The sequence below is a fragment of the Oceanobacillus halotolerans genome (assembly GCF_010993955.1).
GTDB lineage: Bacteria > Bacillota > Bacilli > Bacillales > Amphibacillaceae > Oceanibacillus_A > Oceanibacillus_A halotolerans.
Genome location: NZ_WIXL01000019.1, coordinates 19,450 through 36,583 on the forward strand (window position 1 = coordinate 19,450; position 17,134 = coordinate 36,583).

The 17,134-nt window shown below is 37.9% G+C and carries 15 protein-coding genes; all 15 read left to right on the forward strand.

The window, feature by feature from the left end:
• Positions 1 to 533 precede the first annotated feature (533 nt).
• The 15 genes from GHC26_RS15180 (at position 534) to lysS (ending at position 16,720) form a co-directional block, all read left to right on the forward strand.
• A complete protein-coding gene (locus GHC26_RS15180) occupies positions 534 to 1,274 on the forward strand; it encodes a VWA domain-containing protein (RefSeq protein WP_163972101.1) in 741 nt (246 codons plus the stop codon).
• Entirely contained in the window at positions 1,237 to 2,187 is a 951-nt protein-coding gene (locus tag GHC26_RS15185) for a protein kinase domain-containing protein (RefSeq protein WP_163972102.1), read from the forward strand. Before GHC26_RS15180 ends, GHC26_RS15185 begins: the two co-directional genes overlap by 38 nt.
• 115 nt (positions 2,188 to 2,302) lie before the next feature.
• Positions 2,303 to 3,697, forward strand: coding sequence for a tRNA lysidine(34) synthetase TilS (gene tilS, locus GHC26_RS15190; RefSeq protein WP_163972103.1), 1,395 nt, complete (start codon positions 2,303 to 2,305; stop codon positions 3,695 to 3,697).
• 12 nt (positions 3,698 to 3,709) lie between these two features.
• Positions 3,710 to 4,252, forward strand: coding sequence for a hypoxanthine phosphoribosyltransferase (gene hpt / locus GHC26_RS15195; protein WP_163972104.1), 543 nt, complete (start codon positions 3,710 to 3,712; stop codon positions 4,250 to 4,252).
• Between the two features lie 144 nt (positions 4,253 to 4,396).
• Positions 4,397 to 6,424, forward strand: a complete 2,028-nt coding sequence (ftsH, locus tag GHC26_RS15200) for an ATP-dependent zinc metalloprotease FtsH (protein ID WP_163972105.1) — start codon at positions 4,397 to 4,399, stop codon at positions 6,422 to 6,424.
• A gap of 1,240 nt (positions 6,425 to 7,664) precedes the next feature.
• Positions 7,665 to 8,441, forward strand: coding sequence for a type III pantothenate kinase (locus tag GHC26_RS15205; protein WP_163972117.1), 777 nt, complete (start codon positions 7,665 to 7,667; stop codon positions 8,439 to 8,441).
• Positions 8,442 to 8,458: 17 nt separating this feature from the next.
• On the forward strand, positions 8,459 to 9,337 hold the full coding sequence (gene hslO / locus GHC26_RS15210; RefSeq protein WP_318937134.1) for an Hsp33 family molecular chaperone HslO: 879 nt from the start codon (positions 8,459 to 8,461) through the stop codon (positions 9,335 to 9,337).
• A gap of 16 nt (positions 9,338 to 9,353) precedes the next feature.
• Positions 9,354 to 10,256: a peptidylprolyl isomerase gene (locus tag GHC26_RS15215; RefSeq protein ID WP_163972107.1), complete on the forward strand. Its 903-nt coding sequence runs from the start codon at positions 9,354 to 9,356 to the stop codon at positions 10,254 to 10,256.
• Between the two features lie 92 nt (positions 10,257 to 10,348).
• Complete coding sequence (gene cysK / locus GHC26_RS15220) at positions 10,349 to 11,275, forward strand: cysteine synthase A (protein ID WP_163972108.1); 927 nt, start codon at positions 10,349 to 10,351, stop codon at positions 11,273 to 11,275.
• A 394-nt stretch (positions 11,276 to 11,669) separates the two neighbouring features.
• Positions 11,670 to 12,500: a dihydropteroate synthase gene (folP, locus tag GHC26_RS15225; RefSeq protein WP_163972109.1), complete on the forward strand. Its 831-nt coding sequence runs from the start codon at positions 11,670 to 11,672 to the stop codon at positions 12,498 to 12,500.
• Positions 12,493 to 12,855, forward strand: a complete 363-nt coding sequence (gene folB / locus GHC26_RS15230; protein WP_163972110.1) for a dihydroneopterin aldolase — start codon at positions 12,493 to 12,495, stop codon at positions 12,853 to 12,855. The genes folP and folB overlap by 8 nt, the downstream gene beginning before the upstream one ends.
• A complete protein-coding gene (gene folK / locus GHC26_RS15235; RefSeq protein WP_163972111.1) occupies positions 12,856 to 13,368 on the forward strand; it encodes a 2-amino-4-hydroxy-6-hydroxymethyldihydropteridine diphosphokinase in 513 nt (170 codons plus the stop codon).
• The gene (locus GHC26_RS15240; RefSeq protein ID WP_163972112.1) at positions 13,338 to 13,556 is read left to right on the forward strand and encodes a helix-turn-helix domain-containing protein; all 219 of its coding nucleotides are present in this window, start codon (positions 13,338 to 13,340) and stop codon (positions 13,554 to 13,556) included. Before folK ends, GHC26_RS15240 begins: the two co-directional genes overlap by 31 nt.
• Before the next feature lie 3 nt (positions 13,557 to 13,559).
• Positions 13,560 to 14,549 (forward strand): tRNA dihydrouridine synthase DusB, encoded by a 990-nt coding sequence (gene dusB, locus GHC26_RS15245; protein ID WP_163972113.1) that lies wholly within the window; start codon positions 13,560 to 13,562, stop codon positions 14,547 to 14,549.
• 689 nt (positions 14,550 to 15,238) lie between these two features.
• Positions 15,239 to 16,720, forward strand: coding sequence for a lysine--tRNA ligase (gene lysS / locus GHC26_RS15250; protein ID WP_163972114.1), 1,482 nt, complete (start codon positions 15,239 to 15,241; stop codon positions 16,718 to 16,720).
• The last annotated feature ends 414 nt before the right edge of the window (positions 16,721 to 17,134 follow it).

Sequence of the window (17,134 nt, forward strand, 5' to 3'; positions counted from 1 at the left end):
TTATGTTTCTAATAAAACAGTTGATTGGAGCGTAGGACAGTCGTCTCCTGCCGAAAAAACAACAGCTGAGGATCCCACAGGAAGCGGTTTTTGCTTTCGGTATCTAGCCACATCACCTACCGCCTCAAGGTCTTAAGTCAATCCACATTACGCGCAAAATGCGCCACGACGAGGCTCGGCTTAAGCTTGGCAGATAAGAAAATACTTACTGCATTAAGTGCAACTAAGGCTTTCGCTACTTGGCGACAAGCCTAGTTTTCTAATCGGGGGTGGACAAGGTGCTTCCACTTTTCTATAGAGGAAGATGAAGCGTTGTCCGCGGCAAATAAGACACTGTGAAAAAGAAAAGTTTGAACAGATGTCGCACTTGTACCCTTGGTGAAAGCGACTGTCTGGAGCGTAGATCAACTACACATCGCTAAAATCACCTCGCATTATATAGAAACATAGATGTATACACAATAATCCTTTTCTATGTATAGTTCTTCCAAATTGTGGTGATGATGGTAATGGAATAGTTGGAGGTGTTTCGTGTGAAAAAAGGAACGTTAAAACAAATTCTATTAATTACGGATGGATGTTCCAACAAAGGGGAAGATCCGTCTGCTACAGCTGCATTAGCTCAGCAACAAGGAATTACCGTTAATGTAATCGGTATTTTAGAAGATGATCAAACAGAGGACCCAGAAGGATTGCAAGAAGTAGAGGATATTGCCCAATCTGGTGGTGGTGTTAGTCAGTTAGTATATAAACAAGCACTATCCCAAACGGTTCAAACCGTTACAAAACAGGCAATGACCCAGACGATTCAGGGATTTGTTAATCAGGAATTAAAACAAATTTTAGGACCAAGTCAAAGTATGGAAGATCTAGAACCAGAAAAACGCGGTGAAATTATGGAAGTCGTCGAAGATATGGGAGAAACATGTGATTTAGAAGTACTTGTTTTAGTTGATACGAGTGCTAGTATGCATGATAAACTTCCAACAGTTAAAGAAGCATTAATTGATTTATCTGTTAGTTTAAATGCGCGAATTGGCAGAAACCGCTTTTCCATTTATAGTTTCCCAGGTAAGCGAAAAGATATTCAGAAGGTATTAGATTGGTCACCGAAACTAGATTCAATTTCTTCTATCTTTCCAAAGTTAACAAGTGGTGGTATAACGCCAACTGGTCCTGCAATTCGTGAGGCAATGTATCAATTTGGAAAGAAGAGCTTGTTAAGGAGCTTTAGAGATGAAGATGAACCAGACGTGGAAGAAGCATGGTATTGATCTTAGACCAGGTACAAAAGTAAAAGGGAAATGGCATCAAAAATCCTACAAAATTCAAAAGAAATTAGGTCAGGGTGCTGTTGGTACTGTTTATCTATGTAAGTACAATGGAAGAGAAGCGGCATTAAAGATAAGTGAACAAAGTACATCCATGACGGTAGAAGTGAATGTATTAAAATCACTAGACAAGGTCCAAGGAAAACGTCTTGGACCTTATTTATTAGATGTTGATGATTGGGTCTCGCCAACAGGTAAGATTTTTTCATTCTATGTAATGGAATATTTAAAAGGTCAGCCAGTAACCACGTTTATTCAACAGAATGGGAATGAATGGACTGGCGTATTTATATTACAGCTCTTAGAAGATTTAGAACGTCTACATAAAAGCGGGTGGGTATTTGGCGATTTAAAAACGGATAATTTATTAGTTATTTCTTCCCCGACACGAATACGCTGGATTGATGTTGGCGGAACAACCCAAATAGGTCGTGCCATTAAGGAATACACAGAATTCTTTGATCGCGGTTATTGGAAAATGGGCACAAGAAAAGCAGAACCAAGCTATGATTTGTTTGCACTTGTAATGATTATATTAAATGTATATTATCCAAATAGGTTTGAGAGAGGTGCTAATCCAGAAGCAACACTCCAAAAACGGTTAAATGATGTTAAATCTTTAAAGGTTTATAGGCACGCTTTGCAAAAAGCATTACAAGGAAAATATCAAACAGCTTCAGAAATGAAACATGATATAACACAGGCACTTTATCGAGCGCAACATCGAAAAAACAAGCAACTAACAACAAGTAAACAAACACGGAAGCAGAAACATAGATATCTATTTTTAATTGAATCAGGAGGAATTGCTATTATTGCATTACTTTATTATGCTTTCTCCTTGTTACTGCCATAAAATAAGGCTAAAAGGAGAGTAAAAAATAGGTTCTTACTAGAAGATTTACGAAATAAAATAAGGTATGATAGGATAAACATGTTTACATGATTACGACAGTTGGAGATGGGTACGAATGATCGAGCGGGTAAAAGCTTTTAGTCAAAAGCACAACCTTTTTACAAAGAATGCTACCATACTAGTAGGGGTTTCGGGTGGTCCAGATTCAATGGCACTGCTTCATTATTTATCCACAATTCAAGCAGAATGGTCTTTACACATGATTGCTATTGCTATTGACCACCAATTACGTGGAGAAGAGTCAAAATCCGATGTTCACTATGTGGAAGAAACCTGTAAGAAGTGGGGTGTCGAGTTTGTTGGAAAACAAGTTGATGTGGATTCCTTTAAAAAGAAATCCAAGTTAGGGACACAGGCAGCAGCTAGAAAATTACGATATGAGTATTTTGCAGAACAGATGGAAACATATAATGCAGATTTATTAGCATTGGCCCATCACGGGGATGATCAGGTAGAAACAATGTTGATGAATTTCGTTCGATCTAGTAATCCGAAAGCGTTATCTGGTATTCCTGTAAAGCGTCCATTTGCAAAAGGGAAAATTATTCGCCCATTTTTATGTGTGACAAAACTGGAATTAGAAGCATATTGCAAGGAAAATGGTATTACACCTAGAATAGACCCTTCTAATGCGAAAGATGTCTACACAAGAAATTTTGTTCGAAAACATATCCTACCACTACTAAAAGAGAAAAATAGTAGTATACATATAACAACACAACGATTAAGTGAATCATTACAAGAGGATGAACAGTACTTAAACCAAGAAGCAAAAAAGATGTTTTCTCATGTTGCGGAAATAGATCAAACCAAGTGTGAAGTGTTGATTGATATCCCAACCTATCAATCTTACCCATATGCTTTACAAAGAAGAACCTTTCATCTAATATTAAATTATCTATATGAAGAATTTCCAAAAAACTTATCTTATGTACATGAAGATCAATTTTTCGGCTTACTAGAAAATACTAGTGGCAATCAAAAAATTGACTTCCCGCTTCATTTAAAATTGGAGAAATCCTATCGAAACCTGTTATTTCGCTTTTTGGAAAAACAGCCCCTTCAATCTGATTTTCACATGACCTTGGATGTCCCAGGGGAAATCAAATTGCCAAATGGTGCAACTCTTTCAGCTATTTATACGGACAACCCGTCTAATCACTCTATCGGTACGTATATTTGTAATGCAGATCAAGTTACATTACCATTACATATTCGAACAAGAAAAGAAGGAGACCGTATGCGATGGAAAGGTTTAAATGGCAGCAAAAAAATAAAGGATATCTTTATTGATGCCAAAATTCCATTAGAACAACGAGAAACATGGCCACTGGTTGAAGATAATGATGGAGACATTCTTTGGCTAATTGGGGTGAAAAAGGGAATACCGACGAAACAAATGGAAAATAATACATACATTCAATTACACTATGATAAGGGTAACGCTTAGGAGGAAACTTATATGCATGATGAAATTGAAAAAGTTCTCATATCAAAAGAGGACATTAATAAGAAGTGCAATGAGATTGGCCAACAATTAACAAAAGAATACGAAGGTCGGTTTCCGTTAGCAATTGGTGTTTTAAAAGGCGCACTTCCATTTATGGCAGATATAGTTCGGAACATCGAGATACACCTGGAAATGGACTTTATGGATGTATCAAGTTATGGTGGTGGAATGAGGTCCTCTGGTGAAGTGAAAATTGTGAAGGACTTGGATACAAAGGTAGAAGGCCGTGATTTATTGATTATTGAAGATATTATTGATAGTGGCCTGACACTCAGTTATTTAGTTGATTTATTTAAGTATCGAAAAGCAAGATCAATCAAAATCGTTACATTACTTGATAAACCTTCTGGACGAACTGCTGATATTAAGGCAGATATTATTGGATTTCAAGTGCCAGATGAGTTTGTAGTTGGCTATGGACTGGACTATCAGGAAAAGTATCGCAATTTGCCATATATTGGTGTTTTAAAACCTGAAATATATAGTGGGGAATAAGTTTAACATAGAAAAAAGGTATAAAGAAGATATGACAAAAGTAGACGATATAAAACAATATTTGTTAAGTGGAATTAGTTGTATTAAAACTTTTTCCTATGGTACTATTGTTATTAGTTTTTCCCGCCTGGGAGGAGGTAGGCAATGAGTCGGATATTTCGTAATGTTCTATTTTATTTACTAATTTTACTCGTTATTATCGGGGTAATTGGAGTATTTAATGGACAAAATGAACAAGCAGAACAATTAAATGTACAAGAATTCATGGATGCCTTAAGCAATGGTGAAATCACAGAAATGACGATGCAACCAGCGAATGGCATTATGCGCTATACTGGTACACTAACGGATGATACAGAATTTATTGCGCAAGTACCAGACAATACGGATATCATTACACAAATAACAGAACAAGCAACAGCACAAAGTGAATTGAATGTTGAAGAGGAAGAGCAGCCTAGTGGCTGGGTTACATTCCTTACAACAATGATACCGTTTCTGATTTTAGGGTTATTTTTCTTCTTCATTTTAAGCCAGGCTCAAGGTGGCGGCGGTGGCCGTGTCATGAACTTTGGGAAAAGTAAGGCTAAAATGTATAGTGAAGATAAAAAGAAAGTTCGCTTTAAAGATGTAGCCGGAGCGGATGAAGAAAAACAAGAATTAGTAGAGGTTGTGGACTTCTTAAAAGATCCACGTAAATTCTCGGAAGTGGGAGCACGTATTCCAAAAGGGGTATTATTAGTTGGACCTCCAGGTACAGGTAAAACCTTACTTGCGCGTGCAGTTGCAGGAGAAGCAGGTACACCATTCTTCTCCATTAGTGGTTCTGATTTCGTAGAGATGTTCGTCGGTGTAGGTGCATCTCGTGTTCGTGATTTATTTGAAAATGCGAAGAAAAATGCTCCGTGTATTATATTTATAGATGAGATTGATGCAGTTGGTCGTCAACGTGGTGCAGGACTTGGTGGTGGCCATGATGAACGTGAACAAACCTTAAACCAGTTACTAGTGGAAATGGATGGATTCGGCGTAAATGAAGGAATTATTATCATCGCTGCAACAAACCGTCCAGACATTCTTGACCCTGCGTTATTACGTCCAGGACGTTTTGACCGTCAAATTACAGTGGATCGTCCAGATGTAAAAGGTCGTGTAGAAGTCTTAAAAGTACATGCGAAAGATAAACCATTGGATTCTACTGTTGATTTAAAAACGATCGCAATGCGTACACCTGGTTTCTCTGGTGCCGATTTAGAAAACTTATTGAATGAGGCAGCACTTGTGGCAGCCCGTCATGATAAAAAGAAAATTGATATGATAGATGTTGATGAGGCAATTGACCGTGTTATTGTAGGCCCAGCGAAGAAAAGCCGCGTCATTTCAGAAAAAGAACGAAATATTGTTGCTTATCACGAAAGTGGACACACCATTATTGGCATGGTTCTGGATGAAGCGGATGAAGTACACAAAGTAACGATTGTTCCTCGTGGTCAGGCAGGTGGATATGCGGTAATGCTACCTAAAGACGATCGTTATTTTATGACAAAGCCAGAACTATTTGATAAAATCACAGGGCTATTAGGTGGCCGTGTAGCTGAAGAAATCATATTTGGTGAAGTTAGCACGGGTGCACATAATGACTTCCAACGTGCTACTGGTATTGCTCGAAAAATGATTACAGAGTATGGTATGAGTGATAAACTTGGACCATTGCAATTCACTAGTGGTGGCGGTGAAGTATTCTTAGGCAGAGATATTCAAAATGAAACGAATTATAGTGATGCCATCGCACACGAAATTGATACAGAAATGCAAAACTTTATTAATTATTGTTATGAGCGAGCTAAAACAATTCTTACGGAAAATCAAGATAAACTAGAGCTCATTGCGCAAACGCTACTTAAAGTGGAAACATTAGATAAGAAACAAATTAAATCGTTATTTGAAGATGGAATTCTTCCAGAACCAGTCCTTGATGATGAAGAGTTGAATGATTCAGGGAAAACGGAGGAACGTGATCCTAAAGTAACGATTACATCTCAAGAAGAAGAGCCAGTCTCATACGAAGAAGCAAAAGATAAAGCTGAGCAAGAAAGAAAAGAAAAAGAAGAAGAGTCCAGTGATCAGGATGAAGGTAATAGTTCTTCTGAGGATGACTCGAAAAAGGATTAAAAATGATTGTAAACAACCTCTCGTCTTAATGAGAGGTTGTTTTTTGTTTCGCAGAGCGGTAAAGGTTTTAGTCTGTAAAGGCGCTTTTTAGCTTTTGTTCCACGTTCACTGGTAGAAGGTGAATGGGGAAACGCAGCCATTGTGGTTTCTTATAAAACGAACACTTTCGCTAAGAACGAGCGAATACGAGTTTTTCTTAAAAGCTGTTTCTAAAAGATTATTGCTTTTTCAAGTATAAATCTTAATGAATAGTTGATGTATTATACGCAGTAAATGTTTAGCATTGCTTCCTTCATTCTTTATAAAGTGGGTGCTAGACTTTCGCTATGGAAAAACACTCGCTTTCACCATGGGCACAAGGGCAACATCTGTTCAAACTCTCTCTGGTCGTTTTCACAGTGTTTTCTTTCCCTCGGGGGAACGCTTCAACCTCCTCTAAAGAAAAGCGCAAGTGACTGTTCACCCCCGATTAGAAAACTTGGCTTTTCGCCAAGTGGCAAAAGCCTTAGTTGCACTTATGCAGTAAGAATGTTTTTCTTATCTGCCAAGCTTAAGCCGATCCTCGGCGTGGCGTTTTTGTGCCCGTGATGAGGATTGACTTAAGACCTCGAGGGGGTAGGAGCTGTAGCTAGACATCGCGAGCAAAAGGCGCTCGCTGTGGGGTCTTCAGACTGTTCCTTTCCCGTAGGAGTCTTGCATTTTCCACAGCTTAGAATAATTTTCTGTTACGATGTGAAATAACTCAACGAATAATTTTAGGAGCTATAACTACTTATTAATTAGAAAATCTCTATCAGTGTAGGCAGAATACGTAGACTCCTATGGAAACAGCACGTGTCCGAAGACCCCGCAAGAAGCGGTTTATGCTTCTGAGGAGGCTGAGGCCGTGTCCATGGTAAAGAAGACACTGTGAAAACGAATGGTTTGAACAGATGTCGCACTTATGCCCCTAGTGAAAGCGGAGTGTTCTGCCGGAACGAATTCAAACACTCGACCCTCATTGAATAAGAAATAACGACTTTCCGAAGCGGAATCAATGACACCATTTACTGTGCATTATATAGGAGATGCTACGAAAAACTACAAAGAATGCGAAAAGATCCTTGTTCAAAGATAAGTATAAAAAAGTTGGTCTCATTACTGCTTTTTATAAGAAAGGCCACGCCACTTTTAGCTTTTGTTCTATCAGATTATATTATGGTATAGTTATATGGATGACAGGCTAGGAAGGTTGATGGAAATGCTATTCGTGCTAGATGTAGGGAATACAAATACAGTGTTAGGTGTATTTAAAGAGGATCGTCTTATTCATGAATGGCGGATAAAAACAGATCGCCATAAAACAGAAGATGAGTTTGGAATGTTGATTAAAGCATTATTTGATCATAAAGGGATTTCTTTTACAGGTATAGACGGAATTATTATATCCTCTGTTGTTCCACCAATCATGTTTGCACTGGTAAAGATGTGTCAATATTATTTTAAACAAGAACCAATTATTATTGGCAAAGAGATGACTACATCTATATTAAATATGCGCTACCCAAATCCAGCTGAAATTGGAGCAGATCGTATTGTGAATGCTGTTGGTGCAATAGAGGAATATGGAGCTCCACTCGTTATTATTGATTTTGGTACAGCTACCACGTATTGTTATGTTAACGAAAAGGAAGAATATCAAGGAGGATCTATTGCACCTGGTATTCATGTATCAATGGAGGCACTGTACAACAAGGCCTCTAAACTGCCAAAGATTGAAATTCAGGCTCCATCCAATGTAATTGGGCAATCCACGGTGGATGCAATGCAATCTGGTGTTTTTTATGGATATGTTGGACAAGTAGATGGTATTGTAAAACAAATGAAACAGGAAGCAATAAAAGAACCGAAAGTAATTGCAACTGGTGGTTTAGCATCACTTTTATCTGATGCATCAGAAACAATTGATTATGTTGACCCTCATTTAACATTAAAAGGGTTGTATTTAATTTACCAAAAGGTCTATCAAAAGCAATAAAGGAGAATGTCTTCATGGTGAAAGATTATATTGTTAAAGCAACAGCTTATGATGGAAAGGTACGTGCACTTGCAGCTAGTTCAACAGAAACTGTTGAGGAGGCACGTCGTCGTCAGGATACATGGGCAACGGCTTCGGCAGCATTAGGTCGTACAATTACGATTACAGCACTAATGGGTGCTATGTTAAAAGGGGAGGACTCCCTAACAGTCAAGTTTGAGGGGAATGGACCTATAGGGGTTATGGTAGCTGATGGGAATGCAAAAGGAGAAGTCCGAGGCTATGTTTCCAATCCTCATGTTGATTTTGAATTGAATGATAAAGGAAAACTGGATGTTGCTCGTGCAGTAGGTAGTGAAGGGAATTTAAGTATTGTTAAGGATCTAGGATTAAAAGACTATTTTACTGGTCAAGTACCTATTATTTCTGGGGAAATAAGCGAGGACTTTACCTATTACTTTGCTAATTCAGAACAAATCCCTTCTGCAGTTGGAGCAGGTGTATTAGTGAATCCAGATCATACTATATTGGCCTCAGGTGGTTTTATTGTTCAAGTGATGCCTGGTGCAGAAGAAGAAATTATTACAAAATTGGAAGAAAAAATTCAAACATTTCCAGCAATTTCTAACCTTATTCGGGAGGGATATACACCAGAACAGGTGTTAAAACGTTTGTTTGATGGGGTAGAACTCAGGATCCATGAACAAATGCCACTTCACTTTCATTGTAATTGCTCAAAAGAGCGAGTGGAAAATGCAATTGTAGGAATGGGGAGAGAAGAAATTCAAAAAATGATAGAAGAAGACCATGGTGCAGAAGCAACCTGTCATTTCTGTAATGAACGATACTATATTACAGAGGAAGAGTTGAGGGAGCTTCAGCAATCAACCAAATAAGGGAAGGGAACGACATATGTCGAGAAATTTATTACTAAGTATTATTGTTGTATTAGTGATGACCAATGTTACAACCCTAATACTATGGAATAATGAAGAGGATTCGGTTAGGTTGGGCCAGGACAATTCTGAAATGACAGGTGAAGATGTCGTTGCTACTGTTAATGATCAAGATATTACCTTTGAAGAGTGGCATGAAATATTACGACAGGACTATGGAGAGCAGTCATTAAAACAGATGATTGATCGTATGATTGTTCAACAACTTGCTGAAGAGGAAGGCATTGAAGTAAGCGATAAAGTGATTGAACGGGAAATAGCTTTACTTAAAACAACCCAAGGAGTTATGACATCAGAAGAAGCACAAGAAAAAGAAGGACAGTGGCGAAAGGATATTATCTATCGTTATCAGTTAGAAGCACTGTTAACGAAAGATCAATCGATTCCAGAGTCAGAATTAAGAGAATATTACGGCGGTTATAGTAAACAATATGACTTTCAAGGCTCGATGCAATTATCTCATATTCTTGTAGAAGATATGGAAACCGCTGAAAAAGTGAAGGAAGAACTCGACCAAGGTGCTTCCTTTACTTTATTAGCAGAAGAATATTCAATTGATGAGGAAACGCAGGAAAATGGTGGCTATCTTGGCTTTTTTGTAAATACGAGTCAGTTTATCCCGACAGGATATAGTGAGGTAGCGTTGGAAATGGATGAAAACTCATATAGTGAGCCTATTCAGACAGATAATGGTGTTGCCATTATATATTTACATCAGCTTCTCCCCTCCATTACATTTACGTTTGAGGAATTAAAACCATACATAGAAAGCGAACTTGCCTTTGAAAAGCTAGATGTAATGTTATCAGCAGATTCATTATGGAATAAAGTAGACATAGATTGGGTATACGAAGATTAGTATATTTCATACTAATTAGTTGACAATGAGTGATGGTTTAACGTACATTAATATTAAATCCTACAAAACCACTAGGAATTAGGAGGAATAAAATGAGAGTTGCCGATAATATTACAGGGTTAATTGGAGAAACACCGATTGTAAAATTAAACCGAATTACAGACGAAGATAGTGCCGATATTTATGTGAAGTTAGAATTTATGAATCCTGGTAGTTCTGTAAAAGATAGAATCGCATTATCCATGATCGAAGCTGCTGAAAAGGAAGGTATTTTAAAAGAGGGCGATACGATTATCGAACCAACTAGCGGTAATACTGGAATTGGCTTAGCAATGGTTGCAGCAGCGAAGGGCTATAAAGCAGTCCTTGTTATGCCTGATACCATGAGTAAGGAACGTCGGAACCTATTGCGTGCATATGGAGCGGAATTAGTACTAACTCCTGGCGCAGAGGCAATGAAAGGTGCTATTAAGAAAGCCGAAGAATTACAAAAAGAACATGGTTATTTTATGCCACAACAGTTTAACAATGAAGCAAATCCAGAAGTACATGCACGTACAACTGGAGAAGAGATTGTGGAACAAATGAAAGATGGATTAGATGCATTTGTTTCAGGAATTGGTACAGGTGGAACCGTTACTGGTGCAGGCAAGGTAATACGTGAGAAATTTGATGATGTGAAAATTTATGCCGTTGAACCAGAAGATTCCCCAGTTCTATCTGGTGGATCAGCAGGACCACATAAAATTCAAGGATTAGGTGCTGGCTTTGTTCCTGAAATTTTAGATACTGATGTTTATGATGAGGTCATTAAGATTTCAAATGATGAAGCATTTGTTACTTCACGTGAAGTTGCAACAACAAATGGTGTTTTAGGTGGGATTTCCGCTGGTGCTGCAGTGGCAGCTGCAAAGAAAGTGGCAAAAGAGTTAGGAAAAGGCAAAAAAGTATTAGCTGTATTTCCTGATAATGGGGAACGTTATTTATCTACACCATTGTATCAATTTGATGAAGAATAGTTCTGTTGTATTTCAATTGTAAGATAGATAAAGACTGGTATTATCATTTGGTAATGCTAGTTTTTTTTTGCATGTGGCTCTTTTCGCACCCCTTATTACCTTTACCGTCCAATTTAATGAAAATTGCGACATAATTTGCGTCGTTGATTTCCGCTTTAGACAGTCGCTTTCACCATGGGCACTTATGCCTGGTGAAAGCCAAGTGTATTTCCAGAACGGATAAACACTCTATACATCGCCTTAACTTACGCGCATTCTATAGAAATTACGCCATATGGTATTGAGTGCCTTGCAGTAATTATATTTTCGTTTGTTTGCGAATGCGTAGTTCGTTTTTTTTCCTTAAAGTGTGATAATATAGGTGTGAAAAAATGGTACAGGAGAGGTAAAATAAATGAAATTACATACGACTAAAAAAACATTTGATTTAACAGAGCGCACACATATCATGGGTATTTTAAACGTAACACCAGATTCGTTTTCAGACGGTGGTAGTTATACAATCGAGGAAAAGGCGATCGAACAAGCAAAAAAAATGGAAGCACTAGGAGCAGACATCATTGATATTGGTGGGGAATCCACAAGACCAAGTCATGAGCCTGTTTCAGAACAAGAAGAAATTGACCGTGTCACTCCAATGATCCGTGCAGTTAAAGAGCATATATCGATTCCGATTTCTATCGATACGTATAAAGCAGAAACGGCTAGGCAGGCAATTGAAGCAGGTGCAGATATTATTAATGACGTATGGGGTGCAAAGAAGGATCCTGAGATGGCAAACGTGGCTGCAAGTTATCAGGTTCCGATTATTTTAATGCATAACAGAACAAATATGGATTACACTTCCCTTATCGAGGATATGAAAAGCGATTTAACCGAAAGTATTAATCTGGCACTAAAAGCAGGTGTTAAAGAAGAAAATATTATCCTAGATCCAGGAATAGGCTTTGCTAAAACTGCTGCTGACAATCTGACAGTGTTGAATCAATTGGAGACCTTCACTGGATTAGGATACCCTGTTTTATTAGGTACTTCTCGTAAAGGGTTTATTGGAAAAGTGTTAGATCAACCCGTAGACAGGCGGGATATTGGAACAGGTGCAACCACATGTCTTGGGATTACAAAAGGTGTGCAACTTGTTCGTGTTCATGATGTAGGAGTAAATGTTGAGTTAGCTAAAATGATGGATGCGATGCTAGGAAAAGGAGCGAGTCAGCTTGGATAAAATTTTACTCAATGAAATGCAATTTTACGGCTATCATGGGTTATTCCCTGAAGAACGGAAACTAGGACAACGATTTAATGTCGATGTCGTTTTGCATACTGATGTGAGACAAGCCGCTAGAACTGATGAAATGGAAAATTCCATTGATTATGGGCATGCCTACGAGATAATCCATCAACTAGTCGAAGGAGAAGCAAAAAACTTACTCGAAACAGTAGCTGAATCTATCGCGAAGAATTTATTGGATACATTCCATTCTTTACAGGCTTGTGATGTAAAGGTAACGAAGCCAAATCCACCAATACATGGACATTATCAATCTGTAGCCGTAGAAATTTATCGGGAGAGATCATAGATGGTAAAGGCTTATATCGCTTTAGGAACCAATATAGAACCACGTGAAAATCATTTGAAACATGCTATTAGATTGCTTCAAGATAATGAGCAAATCAATGTAATGGAAAAATCTTCCATTTATGAAACAGCACCTGTTGGATATACAAATCAAGCACATTTCCTAAATATGGTAATAGAAGTAGAAACGACCCTAATTGCTATAGAACTATTAAATTATTGTCAATTTATTGAGCAGGAATTAGGACGGAAACGGGAAATTCGTTTCGGGCCACGCACAATTGATCTTGACATTTTACTCTATAATCAGGAAAATAGTAAAGCAGACCGTTTAATACTTCCGCATCCAAGAATGCATGAACGAGCGTTTGTACTCATTCCTTTAGAGGAGATTGCGCCAAAATTAACAATTCCTTCAATGGTTAAGACTGTAGAAGAACTTTTAGCAGCAATTCCAGAAACAGAAAAAAAGGATGTTGTCAAATGGACACCGAGAGAATCGGCAAACGAATAAAAGCCTTTCGTAAACTAAAAGGGTATACACAAATACGTTTTGCTAAGGTGTTAGATGTGCCATTATCGGTGCTGGGTTCTGTGGAAAGAGGTACGGAAGAAGCATCAGAAGCACTCTTAGAGAATATAGCAGAGACATTAGCGATTTCCAAAGAAGAGCTAATGGATCTCACGGTAAAGGAGGATTAAGAAATGTTTCAAATTGGTGATATTACGATCCCTAATCGAGTTGCATTAGCACCCATGGCTGGGGTCAGTAACTATGCTTTTCGATTAACGGTAAAAGAATTTGGAGCAGGTCTAATCACTGCCGAAATGGTTAATGGGAAAGGGATTATCAATAAAAATCAAAAAACGATGAAGATGCTTTATATAGATGAAGAAGAAATGCCAATGAGTTTACAAATCTTTGGCGGTGAAAAAGATTCTTTAGTGCAAGCAGCACAATATGTTGACCAATATACAAATGCGTCCATTATTGATATTAATATGGGTTGCCCTGCACCTAAGGTAACAAAAGTTGATGCTGGTGCACGCTGGTTATTGGATCCGGAGAAAATTTATCAAATGGTATCGGCTGTTGTTCAGGATGTCGATAAACCAGTAACTGTTAAAATGCGTACTGGCTGGGATGAAGACACTGTTTATGCAGTTGATAATGCTAAGGCAATCGAAGCAGCAGGTGCAGACGCATTAGCTATTCATGGTCGTACGAGAAAACAAATGTATGAGGGGTATGCAGATTGGGATATCATTAAAGATGTTAAGCAATCCGTCAATATCCCTGTTATTGGTAATGGAGATGTAGATAGTCCGCAAATTGCTAAGAAACGTCTTGATGAGACAGGGGTGGATGCGGTAATGATTGGTCGAGCTGCACTTGGGAACCCGTGGATTATCTACCAAACGGTAAAGTATTTAGAAACAGGCGAATTAATTAGTGATCCAACACCAAGAGAAAAAATTGACGTATGTGTCTTGCATATGGAGCGCCTGATTAAAATTAAAGGTGAAAAAGTTGCGATAATGGAAATGCGTAAACATGCTGCATGGTATTTAAAAGGGCTTAAAGGTAATGGGAAAGTACGTAATCGAATCAATCACGTTGAGACACGTGAGGGGCTTTTAGATATTTTGTATACGCATGTAGACGAATTAGAAGCATCATATAAAGCTTCTTAAAACGATCTGAATTGACACCGTTTATAGGGTTTTCTATACTAACTAACAAGCAGGAATTCTGTCAGTTGATAAACTGGCAGTGTTTTTTATGGAAAGGTGAGAAAGTAAAAAAAGTTGGACTCATTACTGCCTTTTATAGGAAAGGCCACGTCCAGCTTCGACGGACAGGACGTGACGATTTTAGCCAGTGAGAGCGATTGACATCCTAGTGCCGATAGACATAAGGACGCACGGGTTTTCATCGGCCAGCGCCTACCCCCTCGAGGTCATAAGTCCATCCTCATTACGCGCAAAAAGCACCACGTCGAGGCTTGGCTTATACTTGGCAGATAAGAAAGTATAAAACTTTCTTACTGCATAAGTGCGGCTAAGGATTTCGGCGAAAAGACAAGCTTTCTAATCGGGGGTGATCAAGGCACTTCTAGCTTTTGTTCAGTAAGGCAAGCAAAATATTATGCTTGTTGTTCATAGTGTACTTAGTGTCATGAAGGCATGATGAAGGGTCATAGCCTTAATTTCTCTACCACTCTATAATGATGTACATAATAAGGCGCATACGATGAAATTCTTTTCCATTTTCTATATACTATAATATGTTATGAAAATGGATAGATCTATCACTGTTTTACAATAGAAATGGAAGATAAATATGAGGGTTTAATGAATAAGTGAATATTGGAGTGATCAACGTGTCAGAAGAATTAAATGAACAAATGCAAGTCCGCCGAGAAAAATTGGACATGTATCGCGAAAAAGGAATTAATGCCTTTGGTGGAAAATTTACGCGTACACATTTATCAGATGAACTCATTCAACGCTTTGATGCTTTCTCAAAGGAAGAACTTGAGGAAAAGGACGAGCGAGTAACCATTGCTGGTCGAGTCATGACAAAGCGTGGGAAAGGGAAAGCAGGATTTGCGCACATTCAAGATTTAAGTGGTCAAATACAAATCTACGTGCGTAAAGATCAAATTGGAGAAGAAGCTTATGAGATTTTTAAATCCGTTGATATTGGAGATATTGTCGGTGTCACAGGAGTTATGTTTAAAACAAAAGTTGGCGAACTTTCCGTTAAAGCAAAGGAATTTCAATTACTTACAAAGGCACTCCGTCCGTTACCAGACAAATATCATGGATTGAAAGACATTGAACAACGGTATCGTCAGCGTTATCTAGATTTAATAACAAATATGGATAGCAGGGAAACATTTGTATTACGTAGCAAAATTATTCAATCGATGCGTCGTTACTTGGATGGACAAGGTTTCTTAGAAGTAGAAACACCAATGATGCACGGAATTCCTGGTGGAGCATCAGCAAGACCATTTGAAACGCACCATAATGCATTAGATATTCCACTATATATGCGAATTGCAATTGAACTACATCTAAAGAGGTTAATTGTAGGTGGAATGGAAAAAGTCTATGAGGTTGGTCGCGTATTTCGTAATGAAGGTGTTTCAACTAGACATAATCCAGAGTTTACGATGATCGAACTATATGAAGCCTATGCAGATTTTCATGATATCATGGCATTAACAGAAAACTTAATTGCTAACATAGCAAAAGAAGTACTAGGCTCTACGACCGTAACATATGGCGACTATGAAGTTAATCTAGAACCAGAGTGGAAAAGACTACACATGGTGGATGCCGTTAAAGAACATACTGGTGTGGACTTCTGGCAACAAATGACTGATGAACAAGCTAGAGGACTTGCCAAAGAGCATAATGTAGAAATTCAAGACTCGATGACGTTTGGACACGTTGTAAATGAATTCTTTGAACAAAAGGTAGAAGAGTCTCTTATACAGCCAACATTTATTTATGGCCACCCAGTAGAGATATCACCATTAGCTAAGAAAAATGAAGAAGATGAACGCTTCACCGATCGTTTTGAACTTTTCATTGTAGGACGAGAACATGCAAATGCTTTTAGTGAGTTAAATGATCCTATTGATCAACGTGAACGTTTTGAGGAACAAGTGAAAGAACGTGCAGAAGGAAATGATGAAGCTCATTTAATGGATGAAGACTTCTTGGAATCCTTAGAATATGGGATGCCACCAACAGGAGGTTTAGGAATAGGGATTGATCGTTTAGTTATGTTGTTAACTAATTCTCCATCTATACGTGACGTATTACTCTTCCCGCAAATGCGTAATAAATAATGGAGAAATGATTAACGAGAAAGATAAAGGGTACAATAAAAAGTAGATAATCTATTTGGACATATCTTAATAGGTTATCTACTATTTTTATATATTATAGAATACATTTATTTCCTTCTATTTTTACTTGATTTCTAAACATGAAAATGTTAAATTAAAAAGCGTCGCATTAAGCGAACAGCAAAAGAAGGTCATCACAAAATAATATTAAAATGTTGTTGACTTTAAAAGTCACACATGGTATATTAATAAAGTCGCTTTAAGATATGACATTTAACAACAAAAAATATCATTGACAAATTAAAAGCGAAATGATATAATTTAAAAGTTGTCATTAAAACAACTCATTTTGCTCCTTGAAAACTGAACAAAACAACCAGTATGTCAAGTACGAATGAAAGCTAAGAATTTCGT